The sequence below is a fragment of the Actinoallomurus rhizosphaericola genome, assembly GCF_024055675.1.
Taxonomy (GTDB): Bacteria; Actinomycetota; Actinomycetes; order Streptosporangiales; family Streptosporangiaceae; genus Actinoallomurus; species Actinoallomurus soli.
In genome coordinates, this window is sequence record NZ_JAMXMW010000010.1 from 81,750 (window position 1) to 99,322 (window position 17,573).

The window sequence follows — 17,573 nt, forward strand, 5'->3', positions numbered from 1 at the left end:
TCTACACCACTCGGGTAGTGAGCTCTTTTCCCTCGTTCGATATCCTCGCCTATTAGGGATCCGGGCAGCGTCGCCCTCGGGTCCTCGACGTCTTTTTGGGCCCCAAACGAGGAGGCCGTATGAGTAGCCTGCTGTTGCTGACCAACGTGCTCGAACCCTCGGACGAGGTCCTGCCCGCCCTGGGCCTGCTGCTGCACTCCGTTCGCGTCGCTCCCGCCGAGGGGTCCGCCCTCATCGACGCGCCACCGACCGACCTGGTGCTCGTCGACGCGCGCCGGGACCTCGCCCACGCCAAGAGCCTCTGCCGCCTGCTCCGCACCACCGGCCTCGACTCCCCGCTCATCGCGATCGTCACCGAGGGCGGGCTGGCCGCCCTCACTCCCGAATGGGGCCTCGACGACGTCTTCCTGCAGACGGCCGGCCCGGCCGAGGTGGAGGCGCGCATCCGGCTGGCGCTCGGCAGGGTGGCCGCCGCCCAGCCCGACGACGTTCCGGGCGAGATCCGCAACGGCGAGCTCACGATCGACGAGGCGACCTACACCGCGCGGCTGCGCGGACGGGTGCTGGACCTGACGTTCAAGGAGTTCGAGCTGCTGAAGTACCTCGCCCAGCACCCCGGCCGGGTCTTCACCCGCGCCCAGCTGCTCCAGGAGGTGTGGGGGTACGACTACTTCGGCGGCACCCGCACGGTCGACGTGCACGTACGACGGCTGCGCGCCAAGCTGGGCGCGGAGTACGAATCCTTGATCGGGACGGTCCGAAACGTCGGCTACCGATTCGTGGCCGACACCCGGCCGACCGAGGAAGGAGCCCCCGCCCACCGCTGAGCGGGGGCTCACTGATCTGACAGGCCGGCACGGCGACGCGAACACCCCGGCTACTTCGCCTTCCGCGGCCCCTAGGCAGGCCGCTCCGCGGGTGAGGCCGCTCTGGGGGCGAGGGGCGAGGGGCGAGGCCCCTCTGGGGGCCAGGCCGCTCTGGGGGCCAGGCCGCTCTGGGGGCCAGGCCGCTCTGGGGGCGAGGACCGCCGAACGTACCGTCCGGTGGGACCTCACGCTGTGCCCCTTGCCAGACGAGCCGTGGCCGACGTGCGATCAGGTGCCCGCCGAGCGCCCCCGGCATGAGAGCGCCGAGGGTTTTCGTCGTGCGGACCACCAAAACCCTCGGCGATCCGCGGCGACCAGGCCGACCGGCCCGCTCGTTCTCTGGGCCACCGGTCGGCGGGACGGAACTCGGCGCTCCGCGGCGGCTCCTGCGGCGGCGGGGCCACCCCGCGGGCGTTCGACGCATCTGGCGACGGCGTGTGGGCTCAGCTCGCGGTCGGGTCCTTGGTCAGCGAGTCCATGAAGAGGTCGACGAGCCGGCGGGCCTGTTCCCGGGTGCCGCGTTGCACGGAGTAGGCGATGCCGCCCATGAGGAGCAGCACATCGTCGGGGGCGACGTCGGTGCGCAGGGTGCCGTCGCGGGCGCCGGCCTCGAGGAGGGCGGTAACGGCGCCGATGAGGAGGGCGCGACTGTCGGCGAACGGGTCGACCCCGGAGGCGATGACCGCGTTGAGCGCCGCGGACATGCCGCTCTTGGCGGTGGCGTAGTCGATGAAGTGGGCCATCCACCGCCGGGTGGCCTCGGCGGCCGGGTACCGGGCGAGGAGGCCGGCCGCCTGGTCGCACACGCGGGTGAGCTGATGCCGGTAGGCGGCGTCGATGAGGGCCTCTCGGGTGGGGAAGTGCCGGTAGAGCGTGCCGACGCCGACACCCGCCTGCTTGGCGATGGCGGCCGGCGCGGTGTCCAACCCTTCCTCGGCGAAGACCTGCGCGGCGACCTCCAGCAGACGCGCCCGGTTCGACAGCGCATCGCTCCTGGTCCGGCGAGGCGTGGCGGGCATGCGGGTTCCCTCGCTGTCTCTCTTCGCTTGCGTTCCGGAATCCATTCCGTTTAACTCTCAAGCGGAACGGATTCCGCTAAGACTCTACCTGGGAGCGCTCATGCCCGCCCTTTCCGAACAGGCCGTACGCCACTGGTTCGTCACCGGGGCCGCCGGCGGCCTGGGCCGGCACATCACCGAGCACGCCCTCCGGCACGGCGACCGCGTGACCGCCACGGCCCGCCGCCCCGAGGCGCTGGACGATCTGCGCGCGGCGTACGGCGACCGATTGAGCGTCGAGATCCTCGACCTCACCCGGCCGGCCGAGGTCGACGCGGTGGTGGACCGGACGCTCCGGTCCGGCCCGGTGGACGTCGTGGTCAACAACGCCGGATACGCCGTCGTGGGCGCCGCCGAGGAGATGACCGTCGAGCAGGTGCGCGACCAGATCGAGGTCCTGCTGCTCGCGCCGATGCTGATCACCCGGGCGTTCCTGAAGCCGATGCGCGAACAGGGCGGCGGCCGGATCATCCAGATCTCCAGCATGGGCGGCCAGATCGGCATCCCCACGCACAGCGCCTATCACGCGGGCAAGTGGGGGCTCGAAGGCTTCACCGAGAGCGTCGGCCGCGAGGTCGCCGACTTCGGTGTTCACCTCACCCTGGTCGAACTCGGCGGCACCCGCACCGGCTTCGCCTCGGCCCTGCGCTACACCACCGAAACCGCCCCCTACCGCGACAACGCCGTCGGCCGGATCCGGCGGCGGTTGGAGACCACGGACGCCGATGCACTCCCCGGCGACCCGGCCAAGGTCGCCGCCGCGATCTACGACATCACCCGGAATCCGAGCCCGCCTCTCCGCCTCGCCCTCGGCTCCGACACCTACGAGGCCGTCCACGGCGCGCTCACCGAGCGTCTCGCCGCGCTCAAGAGCCAGAAGGACCTCGCGGCGTCCGTCGCGTTCGACCACTGAGGCGGCCTGCCGGCACGACCTCCAAGCGGCCGGGCTCCGACCTTCCAGGGGTCGGCGCGGTGGCGTGGGCCGGCCCTGCCCCTGCGCCGGCCTTCCGCGGCTCCCCCGCAGGGGCTTCGATCACCGGCTCCAGTTGCGTCTCGCCTGGTCCGCCACGTCGGGCGGCATCGGCCCCTGGGCCTTGATGGGCAGCAGCACGGTCCCAGGGGAGTACGGGTCGGCGCCATCGCCGGTCACCTTCCACCGCGAGGGGATCCGTGTACGCGGCAGCGAGGTGCCCCACTGCGGCCAGTACACGTTGTACATCCCGACTCGCAGGTACTTCCGGGCGAGCGCGACCTCCGCCTCGGCCACCGTCATGCCTTCCAGGCCGTGTGCACCGTCCTTCGGCGATGTCGTGGCGTACGGTTCGCCGGGTTCGGCGTTACGGCCGATGGAGATGTCGGCGTGCCCTTTGAAGCGCAGCGGAATGCGCAGGCCGATCGGGCATTCGGCGCCACTCGCGGTGTGGCAGGCGGGATCATGGATCATCTTGATCCCCGCGCCCTCGCTCTCCGACTGCTGCGCCCTCTCGTCCTCCGTCTGGAAGACGACGGTGCCGACGAGGTGCGGGGAGGCCGGCAGCAGCGTGACCCCGATGTGGAGCCCGTACTTGGCGAACGCCGCCTTGAATAGTTTGACGGCGGCGTGGGGATCGACGATCCGGGCCTCGTAGTAGGTCGTCTCGCGCTTGATCTGGATCGCCGCGGCGAGCCGTACGGGGTCTGGGGAACTACCGAGACGGCCCGTCAGAGCGATGACGCCTACCGCGGCGATCGCGGTGGCCGCGACGGCGCCGATGACCACCACCCGGCGCCCCGCGCGCCTGCGCCCTGAACTCGAGCGGGCGGACCCACGCGGCGCGTCGTCGTGGTCGCCGGCGGGCTCGCCCACCGGAAGGTCGGTCGGACGGGTCCCCATGTCGGGCCTCTCCTCGGCCAAAGTGCGATTCGACTCGGAGCGCCGAGGGTCTTCGTCGTACCGACCACCGAGACCTGCGGCGCTCCGCTGGACGTTCCAGCGATCAGCGCGGCGACGTGGGCCGTCCCGGGCCCTGCGGCGGCGGGCCACCCTGCGGATGAGGTGCCTGGGGGTAAGGGCCGTAGGCACCGTCCGGCTGAGGCGGCAGGTGGCCGCCCGGAGCGTAGGGGCCTCCAGGGCCGTTCGGCGGCGGGCCGTACGACCCGTGGGGCACCGGCGGGAACGGCTGCTGCGCACCGGGACCGTAGGGCGCGGCGCTCCGCCGCCTGCGTCGTGCGCCCGCCGTGAGGGCGATGAGGAGGATCCCGAAGACCCCGGACAAGAACAGGATGATGATCATCAGAGCCAGTGCCGCCATGGCGCCTTCGTCTCCGGTCGTTTCTCTCGTGCGGCCGTCGCCTCAGCGGGCATCGTAAGGGTCGTAGGGGAAGCGCTGCCGGTCCTCCGGCTCGCGGTGCCCTGGGTCGGGGTACGCCGACGGGTCGAGGTGATCCGTCCGGACGGGCCGCGGGTTCTTCCGCTGCCACTCGGGTGACTCAAAGGGCGACCGGCCGCGCGCGCCGTACGGATCATCGGCCGAGGCCGCGTAAGGATCGCCCTGCCCGTACGGGTCCGCGGGCGCGCCGTAGGAGGGCCGGGAGGCCGGCTCCGGCGACCGTCGCGGGGCCGGGACGTAGGGCTCCCAGTCGGAAACCTCGGCCCGCTGAGGCGGCGCGTACGGCTCCGGCGCAGGGCTGTCGTACGGCTCCCGCGCAGTCCTGTCGTACGGGTCGCGGGGCGGCGTGGCGTACGGGTCGCGGCCGGGCCCGTAGGGGTCGTGGGCCGCGGGAGCGAATCCGTACCCCGGGGTGGAGGGGCGGTACGCGTCGTACGCGGCCGGAGAGGCGGGGCGTGGCGGCTCCAGGGCGGCCCGGTACGGCGTCGGCTCGAAGTCGTCGTCCTCGTACGCGGCAGCGTCGTCCTCGAAGGCCACGTCCGGGCCGGTCAGGACCCAGCGGCGGCCCATCAGCGCGAACACGAGAACCAGGAGCAGCACAGCGACGGGCACGGCCAGCGCACCGGCCATGATCGGGAGTCCCGGATCGCCCACGACGACCGCCTTCCGCGCAGGTGAAGGCCTGATCGTATGGCAATGCCCGCATCGTACGGAAGGGCTCTGGACCAAATCCTGACTTCAACGGTCAAAGGGGCTGAGGCTACGCTCGCGATCGTGGACGTGATGACGCGGGAGCGGTTGACGGACGACGAGGTCAGGGACGCGCTGGCGGTCGCGGAGGCGGCCGCGGAGGCCGACGGCGTACGGCCGCTGGGCGAGAGCGTGCTCCTGCGGCTGCGGGACGGCGGTGGAGCGTTCCTCACGCGCGACGGGGGGACTCTCGCGGGGGTCGGCGTTCTCGACGGCGACGCGGCCGAGTTCGTGGTGCATCCGGGGTTCCGGCGGCGGGGACACGGCCGTGCCCTGGCGACGGCGCTGCTCGGGCAGGCCGGTTCGCTGCGGGTGTGGGCGCACGGGGAGCTTCCGGGGGCGGTGGCGCTGGCGGGTTCGCTGGGCTTCGAGCGGTTCCGGGCGCTGTGGAAGATGCGCCGTCCGCTCGACGCGTCGCTGCCGGAGGTGGCGTGGCCTGCGGGTGTGCGGCTGCGCACGTTCGAGGTGGGGGCGGACGAGGACGCGTGGGTGCGGGTGAACGCGCGGGCCTTCGCGGACCATCCGGAGCAGGGCGCCTGGACCCGCGCGGACCTGGAGCGGCGGGAGCGCGAGCCGTGGTTCTCCCCGGAGGGGTTCTTCCTCGCGGAGCGGGACGGCGAGCTGCTCGGCTTCCACTGGACCAAGGTGGAGGACGGCGTGGGCGAGGTGTACGTCGTGGGCGTCGACCCGTCCGCGCAGGGGCTGGGGCTGGGCCGGGCGCTGACCCTGACCGGCCTGCACCACCTGAGGTCGCTCGCCCTGCCGGAGGTCATCCTGTACGCCGACGAGTCGAACACCCCCGCGACCGCCATGTACGCGCGGCTGGGCTTCGAGCACTTCGCCACCGACGCGATGTACCGCGCGTCCGCCCGCTGACCGCCCTCCCGCCGGCGCCACCCGTACGCTGACCGCCCGTTCGCCGGCGCCGCTCGTCCGCCGGCGCCACCCGTACGCTGACCGCCCGTCCGCCGGCGCCGCTCGTCCGCCGGCGCCGCCCGCGCGCTGACCGCCGGTCCGCTGACCACCCGCACGCGGGTGGCCGCAGGGGCCGGCGGGGCCCGCCTCCTGGGGTGTTAACCGTACGGACGCCTCACAGAAGCGCTCATTTTCCGACAAGTCACCATCACGTTCATCCTCCGTTCACCTGGATCGGAGTGGCTGGACATCTCTCCTGCTTAGCGTCGGGACTCGACGGTGCCCCCCGACCGTGCGAACGCTCGGGGCCCCGCCCGACACATACTTGAGGAGATACTTCGGTGATCAACAGCACTCGGCTGGCCGCTCTTGGCGGCGTGGCCCTTGCGGGTGCGCTCGCGCTGACCGCGTGCGGTACGGACAACAACGGCGGAGGCGGGAGCGGCAGCGGCGGCGGCACCGCCGCGAGCGGCGACTGCGTGAAGACCGCGGTGAACGCCGCCGGTTCGACGGCCCAGGCCAACGCGATCAGCGAGTGGACCAAGGGCTACCAGCAGAACTGCGCCGGAGCGAACCTCAACTACAACGCCAACGGTTCGGGCGCGGGCATCCAGGCGTTCACGCAGGGCCAGGTGGCCTTCGCCGGCTCGGACTCGGCACTCAGGCCGGAGGAGCACGGCCCGGCCGACCAGCGCTGCAAGGACGGCAAGGCCCTCGACCTGCCGATGGTGATCGGCCCGATCGCGGTCGTCTACAACCTGAAGGGCGTCGACGGCCTGCAGCTGTCGCCGACCACCCTGGCGAGCATCTTCGCCGGCAAGATCAAGACCTGGGACGACGCGGCGATCAAGAAGGACAACCCGCAGGCGAAGCTCCCGAGCACCCCGATCAAGACGGTGCACCGCGCCGACGACTCGGGCACGACGGACAACTTCACCAAGTTCCTCACCGACACCGCGCCGGACATCTGGAAGTTCCCGGGCGGCAAGAAGTGGACCGCCCCGGGCGGCCAGGGCGCGACCAAGTCCGACGGCGTCTCCACGGTCGTCAAGCAGACCGACGGCGCGATCTCCTACACGGAGATGTCCTACGCGACCAACGGCAAGCTGCAGACCGCGAAGATCGGCAACGGCGGGGGCCAGTTCGTCGAGCCCTCCCCCGAGACCGCGTCGCAGGGTGCGGCCGGCGCCCAGATCGTCGGCACCGGCAACGACCTGTCCCTCAAGGTCGACTACAAGACCAAGCAGGGTTACCCGATCATCCTGTTCACGTACGAGATCGCCTGCGAGAAGGGTCTGCCCGACCAGCAGGCGAAGTTCGTCAAGTCGTACCTGACCTACACCTCCAGCCAGCAGGGCCAGTCGGTGCTCAGCGGCCTCGGCTACGCGCCGCTGCCCGACTCGATCCTCACCAAGGTCCAGGCCGCCGTTAAGGGCCTGTCCTGACCGATAGGAGTACCGAGCCGGTGCGGGAGACCCGTACCGGCTCGGTCGCGTGCATGTGAAGAGACCTCTATGAACGACAGGGTGAGTCGGTGGGCATGGGAGGCAGGATGACCAGCGAGACCCTCGAGCAGGGCGCGACCCGCGCTCTGGGCGGCAGAGCCCGCAAGATGAGTACCGGGCGCACGGGGGACCGGCTGTTCGGCCTCTCCGCGAAGGGCTCCGGCATCCTCCTGCTCGCGGTCATGGCGGCGATCGCGGTGTTCCTCATCGTGAAGGCGCTGCCGGCACTGCGGGCGGACAAGGCCAACTTCCTCACCTCGCAGGAGTGGAACCCCGACGCCGCGCAGTCGCGGTTCGGGATCGCCCAGCTGACCTTCGGCACCGTCCTGTCGTCGCTGCTGGCGCTGATCCTGGCGACGCCCGTGGCGGTCGGGATCGCGCTGTTCATCGGGTTCTACGCGCCGAGGCGGCTCGCCGACGGGCTCGGATACGTCGTCGACCTGCTCGCCGCGGTGCCCAGCATCGTGTACGGCCTGTGGGGCCTGCAGTTCTTCGTCCCGAAGATGAACGGCGTGGCGACCTTCCTGCACGACGACTTCGGCTGGATCCCCCTGTTCGGCGGGGACACGGTCGGCGGGCAGTGCATCCTGACCGCCTCGATCGTGCTGGCGATCATGATCCTGCCGATCATCTCGTCGATCACCCGCGAGGTCTTCCTGCAGGTGCCGCGGGCCAACGTCGAGGCCGCCCTCGCCCTCGGTGCGACGCGCTGGGAGGTCATCCGGATGGCGGTCCTGCCGTTCGGCCGCTCGGGCATGATCAGCGCCTCGATGCTCGGCCTCGGCCGGGCCCTGGGCGAGACGATCGCGGTCGCCCTGGTGCTGGGCACGGCCTCGGGCATCAGCCTGCACCTGCTGAAGCCGGGCGGTAACACCTTCGCCGCCAACATCGCCAACACGTTCGCGATGGCCGGGAAGATCGGGCAGAGCGCGCTCATCGCCTCCGGCCTGGTGCTCTTCGTCATCACCCTTCTCGTGAACATGGCCGCCCGCGCGGTCATCGCCCGCCGCAAGGAGTTCGTGTGAGCACCGTGAACCTCGCCGGCCCGTCCGGGATTCGCAAGTTCAAGGACAAGCTCGCCCTCGTCCTGGTCTGCGCCGCCTTCGCGCTGGCCGTCATCCCGCTGGTGACGCTGCTGTACACGGTGATCAAGAACGGCGCCAAGCGGTTCGACATGGAGTTCTTCACCCACTCCATGAACGCCATCGGCGGCCGGGACGCAGGCGGCGGCGCCTACCACGCGATCATCGGCACGATCGAGCAGGTCGGCCTGGCCAGCGTGATCTCGATCCCCATCGGCGTGCTCACCGCCATCTACCTCGTCGAGTACGGCGGCGGCGGTCGGCTGGCGCGGGTCGTGACGTTCTTCGTCGACGTCATGACGGGCGTGCCCTCGATCGTGTCGGGCCTGTTCGTGTTCGCGTTCTGGATCGCGCTGCTCGGCTTCGAGTACATGGGCTTCGCCGGCTCGCTGGCCCTGTCGGTGCTGATGCTGCCCACGGTCGTCCGGGCCGCCGAGGAGATGCTCAAGCTGGTCCCGAACGACCTGCGCGAGGCCTCGTACGCCCTCGGCGTGCCGCGCTGGCGGACGATCTGCTTCGTCGTCCTGCCGACGGCCTTCACCGGCATCATCACCGGCGTCATGCTCGCCGTCGCCCGCGTCATGGGCGAGACCGCTCCGCTGCTGATGACGGTGTTCGTCACCACGGCGATCAACAACGACCCGTTCAAGGGCCCGCAGATGTCGCTGCCGCTGTTCGTCTGGGACCAGGCGCAGCTACCGCAGCAGGTCGCCATCGACCGGGCGTGGGCCGGCGCGCTCACGCTGATCCTCTTCGTCATGCTGCTCAACCTCGCGGCGCGCCTCATCGCCCGCCTGCGCAAGCCCGTATCCCGATAGGAGAACTCCCCCATGGCCAAGCGGATCGAGGTCTCCGGGCTGAACGCCTACTACGGCAAGACCCGGGCCATCGAGGACATCTCGATGACGATCGAACCGCGCTCGGTGACCGCGTTCATCGGCCCCTCCGGGTGCGGCAAGTCGACGTTCCTGCGGACCCTCAACCGGATGCACGAGGTGATCCCGGGCGCGCGGGTCGAGGGCAAGGTGCTCCTCGACGAGACGGACCTGTACGGGCCGGGCGTCGACCCCGTCGCCGTACGGCGGGTGGTCGGCATGGTCTTCCAGCGGCCGAACCCGTTCCCCACGATGTCGATCTACGAGAACGTCGTCGCGGGCCTGAAGCTCAACGGCGTCCGCCGCAAGGCGCAGCTCGACGAGATCGTGGAGAAGTCCCTGCGCGGGGCGAACCTCTGGAACGAGGTCAAGGACCGGTTGGGCCGCCCGGGGGCCGGTCTGTCCGGTGGTCAGCAGCAGCGCCTGTGCATCGCCCGCGCCATCGCGGTCGAGCCGCAGGTGCTGCTGATGGACGAGCCCTGCTCGGCACTGGACCCGATCTCCACGCTGGCGGTCGAGGACCTGATCGCCGGCCTGAAGGACCAGTACACGATCGTCATCGTCACCCACAACATGCAGCAGGCCGCGCGGGTGAGCGACCGTACGGCCTTCTTCAACCTCGCGGGGCCGGGCAAGCCGGGCCGGATGGTGGAGATCGACGACACCAACAAGATCTTCACGAACCCGGGCGAGAAGGCCACGGAGGACTACATCACCGGCCGCTTCGGCTGATGCGCGAACGGCGCGGGGCGGGGGGCCGATCGGCCTCCCCGCCCCGCTTCTCATTGGCCCGTTCCACGAACGGGTCACGCGAACCTCAGCCGAACAGGTGCATGATCCAGTACGCGATCGCGGCGACGATGCCCGCCGCCGGAATGGTGAGGATCCAGGCGACCACGATGTTGCCCGCGACGCCCCAGCGGACCGCCGAGAGCCGCTTGGTCGACCCGACGCCCATGATGGCCGCGGTGATCGTGTGAGTCGTGGACACCGGCGCCTGCCAGATGAACGCCGTCGCGTACAGGACACTGGCGGCGGTGGCCTCGGCGGCGAAGCCCTTCGGCGGGTCGAGCTCGATGACCCTGCGGCCCAGGGTCCGCATGATCCGCCAGCCGCCGGCGTACGTCCCGTACGACAGCACCGCCGCGCACACGAGGATCACCCAGACCGGGACGTGCGAGTCGGCGGCCGACTGGTAGCCGGTCGTGACCAGCGCGAGCACGATGATGCCCATCGTCTTCTGGGCGTCCTGCAGGCCGTGGCCGAGGGCCATCGCCGCCGCGGACAGCGACTGCGCGATGCGGAACCGGCGCCCGACCTTGCTCGGGTTGGAGTTACGGAAGATCCACAGCATCACGACCATCACCAGGTAGCCGAGGACCAGGCCGATCAGCGGCGACACCACCATCCACAGGACGACCTTGTAGATGACGCCGTGCCACAGCACTTTGGTGGACGCCGCGAGGGCCGCCCCGACCAGCCCGCCGACCAGCCCGTGGGTGGACGAGGAGGGCAGGCCGAAGTACCAGGTGATGAGGTTCCACACGATCGCGCCGATCAGCGCGGCCGCGACGATCGACAGGCCGTGCATGTCCTTCGGCGGATCGATGATGCCGCTGCCGACCGTCTTGGCGACCCCGGTGCCGAGGAACGCCCCGACGAGGTTCATGACCGCGGCCATGGCCAGGGCGGCCCGTGGGGTGAGCGCCCTGGTGGAGACCGAGGTGGCGATCGCGTTGGCGGCGTCGTGGAAACCGTTGGTGTAGTTGAAGAACAGCGCGATGCCCACGACGACGATGAGGGCCGTCAACTCCACGGCGACGTTCCCTTCCCCGCAGCGGACCGCGGACATCGGATCGCGGACATGGCGAACACACGCGTCGGCGACACGGAGATCACGATTCCTTGACCGCGATCGTCTCGACGATGTTGGCGACGTGCTCGAACGCGTCCGCGGCGGCCTCGAGCTGGTCGATGACCTCCTTGAGCTTCAGGACGGTCAGCGCGTCGTACTCACCGCCGAACAACTCGGCCAGCAGGCGCCGGTAGATCTGGTCGCCCTGGTTCTCGAGCCGGTTGATCTCGATCCAGTACTCGCTGAGATCCCGCAGTCCGCGCAGCCGCGGCATGGCCTCCGCGGTCAGCTCGGCCGCCCGCTCCAGCACCTCGACCTGGGCCACGACGTCACGGGGCAGCTCGTCGATCTTGTAGAGCAGGACGAGGTCGGCCGCCGCCTCCATGAAGTCCATGACGTCATCGAGCGTGGACGCGAGCCGGTAGATGTCCTCCCGGTCGAAGGGCGTGATGAAGCTCTCGTTGAGCCTCCGCATGATCGCGTGAGTGAACTCGTCGCCTGCGTGCTCGCAGGCGCGCATCTTCTCCGCGATCCCCTCACGGTCGGCCCCGTCGCCTATCAGCTCCACGAGCAGCCGGGCACCCGTCACCAAGTTGTTGGCGGAGTCCGCGAACATGTCGTAGTAGCTGTCCTCACGCGGGGTGAGTCGGAATCGCACGTCCTTCTCCTGAAGTGCGGGAACAGTCCGCAGAGGATGGTACGGCTTACCAGGGGGAAAGCGAACCTTCGCCCCCCTGTTACTTACCGCAACAAGTCTCCCGCGATCGGCTCGGTCACGGCCGCCCGCCTCGGCTGCGGGGGTCGGTTCGTCCCTGCCCCGGGGCGAGCACCTCAAACGATCACTTGGGCGTCTACCCCTAGGGGGTATACAGTGGCCGGTATGCACGGGTACGCGAAGGACAAAGACGCCTACCTCGTTCGGCTGCGCCGGATCGAGGGCCAGGTGCGGGGCCTGCAGCGGATGGTAGCCGAGGACGAGTACTGCATCGACGTCCTCACCCAGGTCTCGGCGGTCACCCGCGCCCTGCAGTCCGTCGCGCTCGGGCTGCTGGAGGACCACCTCGGCCACTGCGTCGCCCAGGCCGTCGCCGAGGGTGGCCCCGCGGCCGAGGAGAAGGTCAAGGAGGCCTCGGCGGCCATCGCACGCCTCGTGAAGTCCTGAGCCCGGCGCGTTCGGTCGCCGGCGAGGTGAGCTGTCGCGCGGCGGCTCTCCCGCGGCGGTGATCGGTACGGGTCGGTGAGCCGGTCGGCGTGGAGCCGACCGGTGGGGAGCCGGTCGGCGCATCCCCGCGTGCGCCGACCTCACGTCGTTACGACCGTGGCGAGTGGCCGATCCCGAGCACCATGTCGATCTCATCGGTCGTCAACGGCCGATCCGCCGTCGCGACAGCGCTGAGCATCTCCGAGTAGAGCTCGATCTCATCCAACGCGACCCGGTCGTGGACGCGCATATCGAGGTTCGACTGGCGCACCGCGTCCACCTCCGTTCGTCCCCACACCTGTGGAAAAGGCTACGCGCCCGACCCGCCGCCGCACATGACCCAAGAGGACCATTCGGCGGCCACCCGCCGAGGTGGGGCCGGGGGCCACCTCGGACTACCGCCCCGTACGCTCCTGGTGGAGGCTCTGCAGCAACCGCTCGGCGGGCGACTCGGGCAGGTCACGGACGGTGAGACGGGCCACGGTCGCCGCGTCGACCCGCGCCCCCGCCAGGCGCGCCGCCTGCCGCGCGACGATCGCGTCGAACAGCCGGCGCACCGTCTCGGCGAACGCGAAACTCCGCGACGCGCGCATCTCTCCGAACCGTCCCAGCAGCTCGACGCGCAGCTCCTCGTCCAGGAGGTAGAGCTCGCGCTCGGCGAACCGGGAGAACAACTGCACGAGCTGACGGTCGGTCGGCTCCGGAAACTCCACGATCGCCCCGAACTCCGCCCGGAACTCCGGATTCGCGAGCAGGAACCCGTCCATCTCGCCCGGCTCGCTCGAACAGATCACCAGGAACTCGTCCCGGCGGACGTCCATCCGCCGGAGCAGCGCCGCGACCGCTCCGGACATCCGGTCGAACAGGGAGGCGTTCTCGATCAGCAAGACGCCTCCGGCGGCGCGGTCCACCTGCGCCGCGACCTTGGCCTCCGCGTCGTCGCCGGCGAGGTCGCGCGCGTCGCACACCACCACCTGACCTGAGTCGAGGAGGCCCAGCGCGGCGTACGCGCCGCCGACCAGCCCCGCGACCGTACGCTTCCCGGTGCCCGGGCGACCCAGGAAGATCAGATGGCGGCTCGGATCACCGGCCGGCGATCTCCGGCCCGCGCGTTCGGCGGCGGCGAGCCGCGCCTCGGCGACCAGGCCGCCGATGGTCTCCTTCACCTCGTCGAGCCCGATCATCTGGTCCAGCGTGCGCAGGAAGCCGTCGACGTCCCCCGGTGCGCGCAGGGCCGGCTCGATCTCCTCGGCCACGCCGGTGAAGTCCTCCGGCGTCAGCACCAGCCGGTCACGAGGCACCCCGTACCGGTCGGTGTGCCGCGTGACCGCACGGTCGAGGTACGCCTCGACGAGACGCGCGTTCACCAGGTCGCCGTACCCGGTCAGCCTCGGCAGGTCGGCCTTGAGGGTCTGCAGGGCGGGCGCGTTGACCGTCACGCGGCGCTCGTCCGCCAGCACGTGGACGAGCGCGAGCCGGGTCTCCGCGTCGGCCAGATCCGGCAGCCGGAACACCCGGAACACCCCGGCCAGCTCCGGGAAGTCGCTCTTCAGCCGGTCGTACGCCCCCGGTTCGCAGGTCGCGATGAGCGCGGCCGCGCCCGCCGCGCCCTCGCGAGAGCGGATGACGGCCGCCGCGACCGCCGCCGGTTCGGCCGCCCGCCGCAGGGCCGCGTCGATCCACTCCAGCAGCAGCGGCGCGCCGCCTCTCAGGGCCACGTCCAGCGTCTCGGCCGTGTGACCGGCCTCCGTGCCGTCCACCGTACGGACGGCGCCGTCGCCCGTTCCCGCGCCGGCGAGCGTACGGGCGAGGAGCCGGGCGAACCGGCGCTGCCCGCTGTGCGGGGCGCCGACGACGAGGAGGGCGGGGGCCGTCTCCTCGCCGGAGGACGCGCGGCGGTGCACGTCATCGAGGAGCCGGGCGAGATCATCGGCGCCGGAGACGAACCGGATCCCGAACCGCTCGGTCACCTCCGGCAGGGCCGACCCGGCGGGCGGCGGCTCGATCTCGCCGACCGGGCGGCCGGGCATCGGCGCGCCCAGGAGGTCGCCCATCATCGTCTGCGACATGATCCGCGTGCCCGGCCGCTCCGGCTGGTCCTCCGGGGCCGGGCTGCCCGGAGCCTCCCCGAGGACCCGGGTGCGCGGAGGCCCGGGCACCCGCGTCGGCGGCACGGGCGCGGGAGGCAACGGAGGCCCGGCCGGCAAGGGCGGCGCGGGAGGCACGGGAGGCACGGGCAACGCAGATGACCCCGGATGACCGGACTGCGCGAACGCCCCCGGAAGTCCGGGCTGCGCGAACGCCCCCGGAAGTCCGGGCTGCGCGGATGGCCCTGAAGGACCGGGCAACGCGTACGGCCCCGGATGACCGGGCTGCGCAGACTCCCCCGGAGGTCCGGACTGTGCAGACGACCCCGGATGACCGGGCAACGCAGATGGTCCCGAGAATCCGGGCTGCGCGGAAGGCCCCGGCGGTACGGGAGGGCCACCCGGCGGGAGCGGCGCAGACCCCGCCGAGGGGCCGGGCGGCAAAGCCGGCGCGGAAACGCCCGGCTGCGGGCCCGGAACGGGCGCCCAGCCGTCCGCCCGGGTACCGTCCGCCAACGGGTCGACGTACGTGGCGTCGGCCGGCACCCCCGGTGGCGGGTCCAGCATCGTGACCTCGTCCGCCAGTGGCTCCTCCCCTCCCCCATGCGCGGACTTCGGCTCGGCGGACGGGTGCCAGGCTCGCGTGGCGGGCGAAACCTCGCCCGACGAGGGGCCCTGCACCGCGTCCACCGGAACGTCCCGCGCGGCGTTCCGGGAGCCGTCCGACGCGCCATCCTCTGGAGCATCCCGCGAGGCATCCGACGAGGCGTTCGCCGCAGTGCCCGGCCAGGCGGCCGACGCGGCGTTCGCCAGGGCGTCCCACAAGACGTCCCGCGAAGCCTCCGCCGGGGCGTTCACCCGGGCATCCCGCGAGCCATCCGACGCTACATTCGCCGACTCGTCCCGCGAGGCATCCGACGCGGCGTCTCGGGAGCCATCCGACGCCTCGTTCGGCGAGGCATTCGGCGAGGCGTTCCAGGCGTCCGGCGCATCGTGCTCGATCCGCGTCGCGAACAGGTCGTCCTGTTCCGAGCCGCCGTCCGCCTCCATCCCGGCACTTACGGCGGAAGACACGTCACCCGACGGAACATCCGGCGCGACGTTCCGCGCGGCGTCCTGGGAGCCGTCCGACGCGGCGTTCGCCGGGACATCCCGCGAGACGTCCGGCGATGCGTCCGGCGGGACATTCCGCAAGGCGTCGCGGGGAACGTTCGGCGCGTCGTGCTCGATGCGCGTCGCGAACAGGTCGTCGGGCGCTGGGCCAGTGTCCGCGCCGGACCCGGCGCTTTCGGCGGGGGCGGGCGCCGGCTCACCGGTTCCGGCCGCTCGCGAGGCGCCGACGGCCGAAGTGGGGGGAACGGCCTGCGGCGGGGCGCTCCCCATCGCCGGGGCGGCCCCGGGCCGGCTGGCGTCCGCCGCCTGTCCGGCCGCGGCGGGAGGCGCCGCCCAGGCCGGGGCCTGGCCGGGCGGGCCGGTGGGCGGCTGATGGGCGACAGGGGGCACGACCGGCGGCGATCCGGGAGCGGGAACGGGTGGATACTGCCGGGCGACCGGGGCCAGATCGGGGGTCACCGGGTCGGCGGGGGCCGCCGACTTGGCGCGGTCGGCGCCGAGGATCTCGGCCAGGACGGCGACCGGCACGGGGAAGCCGCGTGGGCGGGCGGGGATGCCGCCGCCCAGCCTGCACCAGGCGAGGTCCGCTGCGTACACGGTGGCGAGGAGCGCGCCTCGTGCGGCCGGACGGAGGGTCTCGACGCGCCGCCGGAGGAGAGGCGGCAGCCGGCCGTCCTGCGGCCAGAAGCGCCGCAGCGGGTGGTCGGTACCGGTGAGGATGGCCTGCGTCGCGCGGCGGGTCTCCGGGTCGAGCCAGCCGATCACCTGCTCGACGACGTCGTGCCGGACGACCGCCAGGTCGGCGGCGAGCAGCGCCGCCGCGATGAGGCGAGGCTCGACGTATCCGTGTTCGGCCGGGTCGCCGGCGATCGAGGCGAGACAGACGGCCAGGTCGTAGAACGCGTTGCGGAAGTGTTCGCCCGCCGACGCCTCGATGCGCAGCGCGGGCGCCAGGGCGGGCGGGCATCGGGTGAGCCACTGCTGGACCAGCGCCTGGTCGCCGTACGGGAGGGCGGCGTAGTCGACCGTGGGATTGTGCAGGGTCGCGCCGAGGATGGCGAGGAGGGCGTCCGCGCGGGCGCGGAACCGCGAGTCCTCGCGCAGGGCGCTGGCCATCGCCCACATCGTCCGCAGGATGACGACGGCCGCGTCCACCCGGTGGGCGCGCAGCCGCTCGGCGTACAGGCCGACCAGGGCCTCCAACGGCGGCGGGGTGAGCCAGCGCGGCCCGTCGGCCGCGGGGAGCGGCCGGGCGCGGTACGGCGACCACAGGCCCAGGAGCTGCGCGTCGAGGCCGGAGTCGAACACCGGAGCCGCTGCGGACCAGAGCATGACGCCCCAGCCGATGGCCACCGTGCTGGGCGTGGCGGAGGAGAAGGTGTTCCACCAGTGCGGGTAGTCCTGGGGCGGCAGGGCGGCCGCCGACTCGACCGTGGCGCGTACGCGAGAGGTCACCTCGGGCCGTACGTCGACGTCCACGAAGGGCAGCGACTGCGGCGGTTCGACGGTGAAGTCGGGGCCGGAGGGCACCAGGTGAGGAGGAATGCGCGGCACCGGCATCCCCTGGCCGAGGGGCCGGGCGGACGTCCGCGTCATCGGCAGCCGGGGCGGCGGGCACAGGTGCCACTGGCCGTCGGCGGGCAGCCAGCGGTACCAGCGGGCCCAGGCGCCGAACAGCCACCACGTGCCGTCGGGCAGGACGAGCATGCGGCCGGCGACGAGGTTCTGCCGCTGGAGGGGTGGCGTCGCGGGCCACCAGCCGGCCGTGACCATGGCACGCGTGTCCCGCTCGACCACCGCGAACGGATCCTGGGCGGCGGCCGAGGGCGCCCCGCCGTACGCCTGCCCCCAGACCACCATGCAATGGTAAACGCCACCCCAAGACCGCCGGGTTCAC

16 protein-coding genes are annotated in these 17,573 nt (G+C 71.9%); 8 read left to right on the plus strand and 8 right to left on the minus strand.

Translation table 11 applies throughout. The features are described from left to right. Nucleotides 1-119: 119 nt before the first annotated feature. Complete coding sequence (locus tag NE234_RS22580; RefSeq protein WP_252782488.1) at nucleotides 120-827, plus strand: winged helix-turn-helix transcriptional regulator; 708 nt, start codon at nucleotides 120-122, stop codon at nucleotides 825-827. A 482-nt stretch (nucleotides 828-1,309) separates the two neighbouring features. On the opposite strand, the gene NE234_RS22585 is transcribed toward NE234_RS22580, so the two are convergent. After that, nucleotides 1,310-1,885, minus strand: a complete 576-nt coding sequence (locus tag NE234_RS22585; RefSeq protein ID WP_252782489.1) for a TetR/AcrR family transcriptional regulator — start codon at nucleotides 1,883-1,885, stop codon at nucleotides 1,310-1,312. 100 nt (nucleotides 1,886-1,985) lie between these two features. On the opposite strand from NE234_RS22585, the gene NE234_RS22590 reads away from it, so the two are divergent. Next, nucleotides 1,986-2,837: an SDR family oxidoreductase gene (locus tag NE234_RS22590; protein ID WP_252782490.1), complete on the plus strand. Its 852-nt coding sequence runs from the start codon at nucleotides 1,986-1,988 to the stop codon at nucleotides 2,835-2,837. Between the two features lie 120 nt (nucleotides 2,838-2,957). Here the strand turns inward: NE234_RS22590 and NE234_RS22595 are convergent, their stop codons facing one another. The 3 genes from NE234_RS22595 to NE234_RS22605 form a co-directional block, all read right to left on the minus strand. After that, complete coding sequence (locus NE234_RS22595) at nucleotides 2,958-3,797, minus strand: hypothetical protein (RefSeq protein ID WP_252782491.1); 840 nt, start codon at nucleotides 3,795-3,797, stop codon at nucleotides 2,958-2,960. A gap of 103 nt (nucleotides 3,798-3,900) precedes the next feature. Further along, on the minus strand, nucleotides 3,901-4,215 hold the full coding sequence (locus NE234_RS22600; protein WP_252782492.1) for a hypothetical protein: 315 nt from the start codon (nucleotides 4,213-4,215) through the stop codon (nucleotides 3,901-3,903). Nucleotides 4,216-4,257: 42 nt separating this feature from the next. Next, nucleotides 4,258-4,947, minus strand: a complete 690-nt coding sequence (locus tag NE234_RS22605) for a hypothetical protein (protein WP_252782493.1) — start codon at nucleotides 4,945-4,947, stop codon at nucleotides 4,258-4,260. 117 nt (nucleotides 4,948-5,064) lie between these two features. Here NE234_RS22605 and mshD point away from each other — a divergent pair, with 117 nt between their 5' ends. The 5 genes from mshD to pstB all read left to right on the plus strand — a co-directional run bounded on the left by mshD (nucleotide 5,065) and on the right by pstB (nucleotide 10,152). Beyond that, the gene (mshD, locus tag NE234_RS22610) at nucleotides 5,065-5,919 is read left to right on the plus strand and encodes a mycothiol synthase (RefSeq protein WP_252782679.1); all 855 of its coding nucleotides are present in this window, start codon (nucleotides 5,065-5,067) and stop codon (nucleotides 5,917-5,919) included. Between the two features lie 380 nt (nucleotides 5,920-6,299). Next, nucleotides 6,300-7,403 (plus strand): phosphate ABC transporter substrate-binding protein PstS, encoded by a 1,104-nt coding sequence (gene pstS, locus NE234_RS22615; protein ID WP_252782494.1) that lies wholly within the window; start codon nucleotides 6,300-6,302, stop codon nucleotides 7,401-7,403. Nucleotides 7,404-7,510: 107 nt separating this feature from the next. Next, on the plus strand, nucleotides 7,511-8,488 hold the full coding sequence (gene pstC, locus NE234_RS22620) for a phosphate ABC transporter permease subunit PstC (protein WP_252782495.1): 978 nt from the start codon (nucleotides 7,511-7,513) through the stop codon (nucleotides 8,486-8,488). Further along, nucleotides 8,485-9,363: a phosphate ABC transporter permease PstA gene (gene pstA / locus NE234_RS22625; protein WP_308206914.1), complete on the plus strand. Its 879-nt coding sequence runs from the start codon at nucleotides 8,485-8,487 to the stop codon at nucleotides 9,361-9,363. The genes pstC and pstA overlap by 4 nt, the downstream gene beginning before the upstream one ends. A gap of 12 nt (nucleotides 9,364-9,375) precedes the next feature. Then, nucleotides 9,376-10,152: a phosphate ABC transporter ATP-binding protein PstB gene (gene pstB / locus NE234_RS22630; RefSeq protein WP_252782496.1), complete on the plus strand. Its 777-nt coding sequence runs from the start codon at nucleotides 9,376-9,378 to the stop codon at nucleotides 10,150-10,152. 85 nt (nucleotides 10,153-10,237) lie between these two features. Here pstB and NE234_RS22635 read toward each other — a convergent pair whose 3' ends face one another. Continuing rightward, nucleotides 10,238-11,236 carry an inorganic phosphate transporter gene (locus NE234_RS22635; protein ID WP_252782497.1) on the minus strand — a complete coding sequence of 333 codons (999 nt, stop codon included), beginning with the start codon at nucleotides 11,234-11,236 and terminating at the stop codon, nucleotides 10,238-10,240. Between the two features lie 79 nt (nucleotides 11,237-11,315). Continuing rightward, nucleotides 11,316-11,933: a DUF47 domain-containing protein gene (locus tag NE234_RS22640; protein ID WP_252782498.1), complete on the minus strand. Its 618-nt coding sequence runs from the start codon at nucleotides 11,931-11,933 to the stop codon at nucleotides 11,316-11,318. Between the two features lie 222 nt (nucleotides 11,934-12,155). On the opposite strand from NE234_RS22640, the gene NE234_RS22645 reads away from it, so the two are divergent. Continuing rightward, nucleotides 12,156-12,437, plus strand: coding sequence for a metal-sensitive transcriptional regulator (locus NE234_RS22645; protein WP_252782499.1), 282 nt, complete (start codon nucleotides 12,156-12,158; stop codon nucleotides 12,435-12,437). A 148-nt stretch (nucleotides 12,438-12,585) separates the two neighbouring features. Here the strand turns inward: NE234_RS22645 and NE234_RS22650 are convergent, their stop codons facing one another. Together NE234_RS22650 and NE234_RS22655 are read right to left on the minus strand one after the other, a co-directional pair. Then, nucleotides 12,586-12,756 (minus strand): hypothetical protein, encoded by a 171-nt coding sequence (locus NE234_RS22650; protein WP_252782500.1) that lies wholly within the window; start codon nucleotides 12,754-12,756, stop codon nucleotides 12,586-12,588. Between the two features lie 115 nt (nucleotides 12,757-12,871). Next, on the minus strand, nucleotides 12,872-17,533 hold the full coding sequence (locus tag NE234_RS22655; RefSeq protein WP_252782501.1) for a hypothetical protein: 4,662 nt from the start codon (nucleotides 17,531-17,533) through the stop codon (nucleotides 12,872-12,874). Nucleotides 17,534-17,573 lie beyond the last annotated feature (40 nt).

Coding starts and splice junctions, on each gene's coding strand:
- NE234_RS22580 (WP_252782488.1), top strand. CDS start 120: ATGAGTAGCCTGCTGTTGCTGACCAACGTGCTCGAACCCTCGGACGAG.
- NE234_RS22585 (WP_252782489.1), bottom strand. CDS start 1,885: ATGCCCGCCACGCCTCGCCGGACCAGGAGCGATGCGCTGTCGAACCGG.
- NE234_RS22590 (WP_252782490.1), top strand. CDS start 1,986: ATGCCCGCCCTTTCCGAACAGGCCGTACGCCACTGGTTCGTCACCGGG.
- NE234_RS22595 (WP_252782491.1), bottom strand. CDS start 3,797: ATGGGGACCCGTCCGACCGACCTTCCGGTGGGCGAGCCCGCCGGCGAC.
- NE234_RS22600 (WP_252782492.1), bottom strand. CDS start 4,215: ATGGCGGCACTGGCTCTGATGATCATCATCCTGTTCTTGTCCGGGGTC.
- pstC (WP_252782495.1), top strand. CDS start 7,511: ATGACCAGCGAGACCCTCGAGCAGGGCGCGACCCGCGCTCTGGGCGGC.
- pstB (WP_252782496.1), top strand. CDS start 9,376: ATGGCCAAGCGGATCGAGGTCTCCGGGCTGAACGCCTACTACGGCAAG.
- NE234_RS22645 (WP_252782499.1), top strand. CDS start 12,156: ATGCACGGGTACGCGAAGGACAAAGACGCCTACCTCGTTCGGCTGCGC.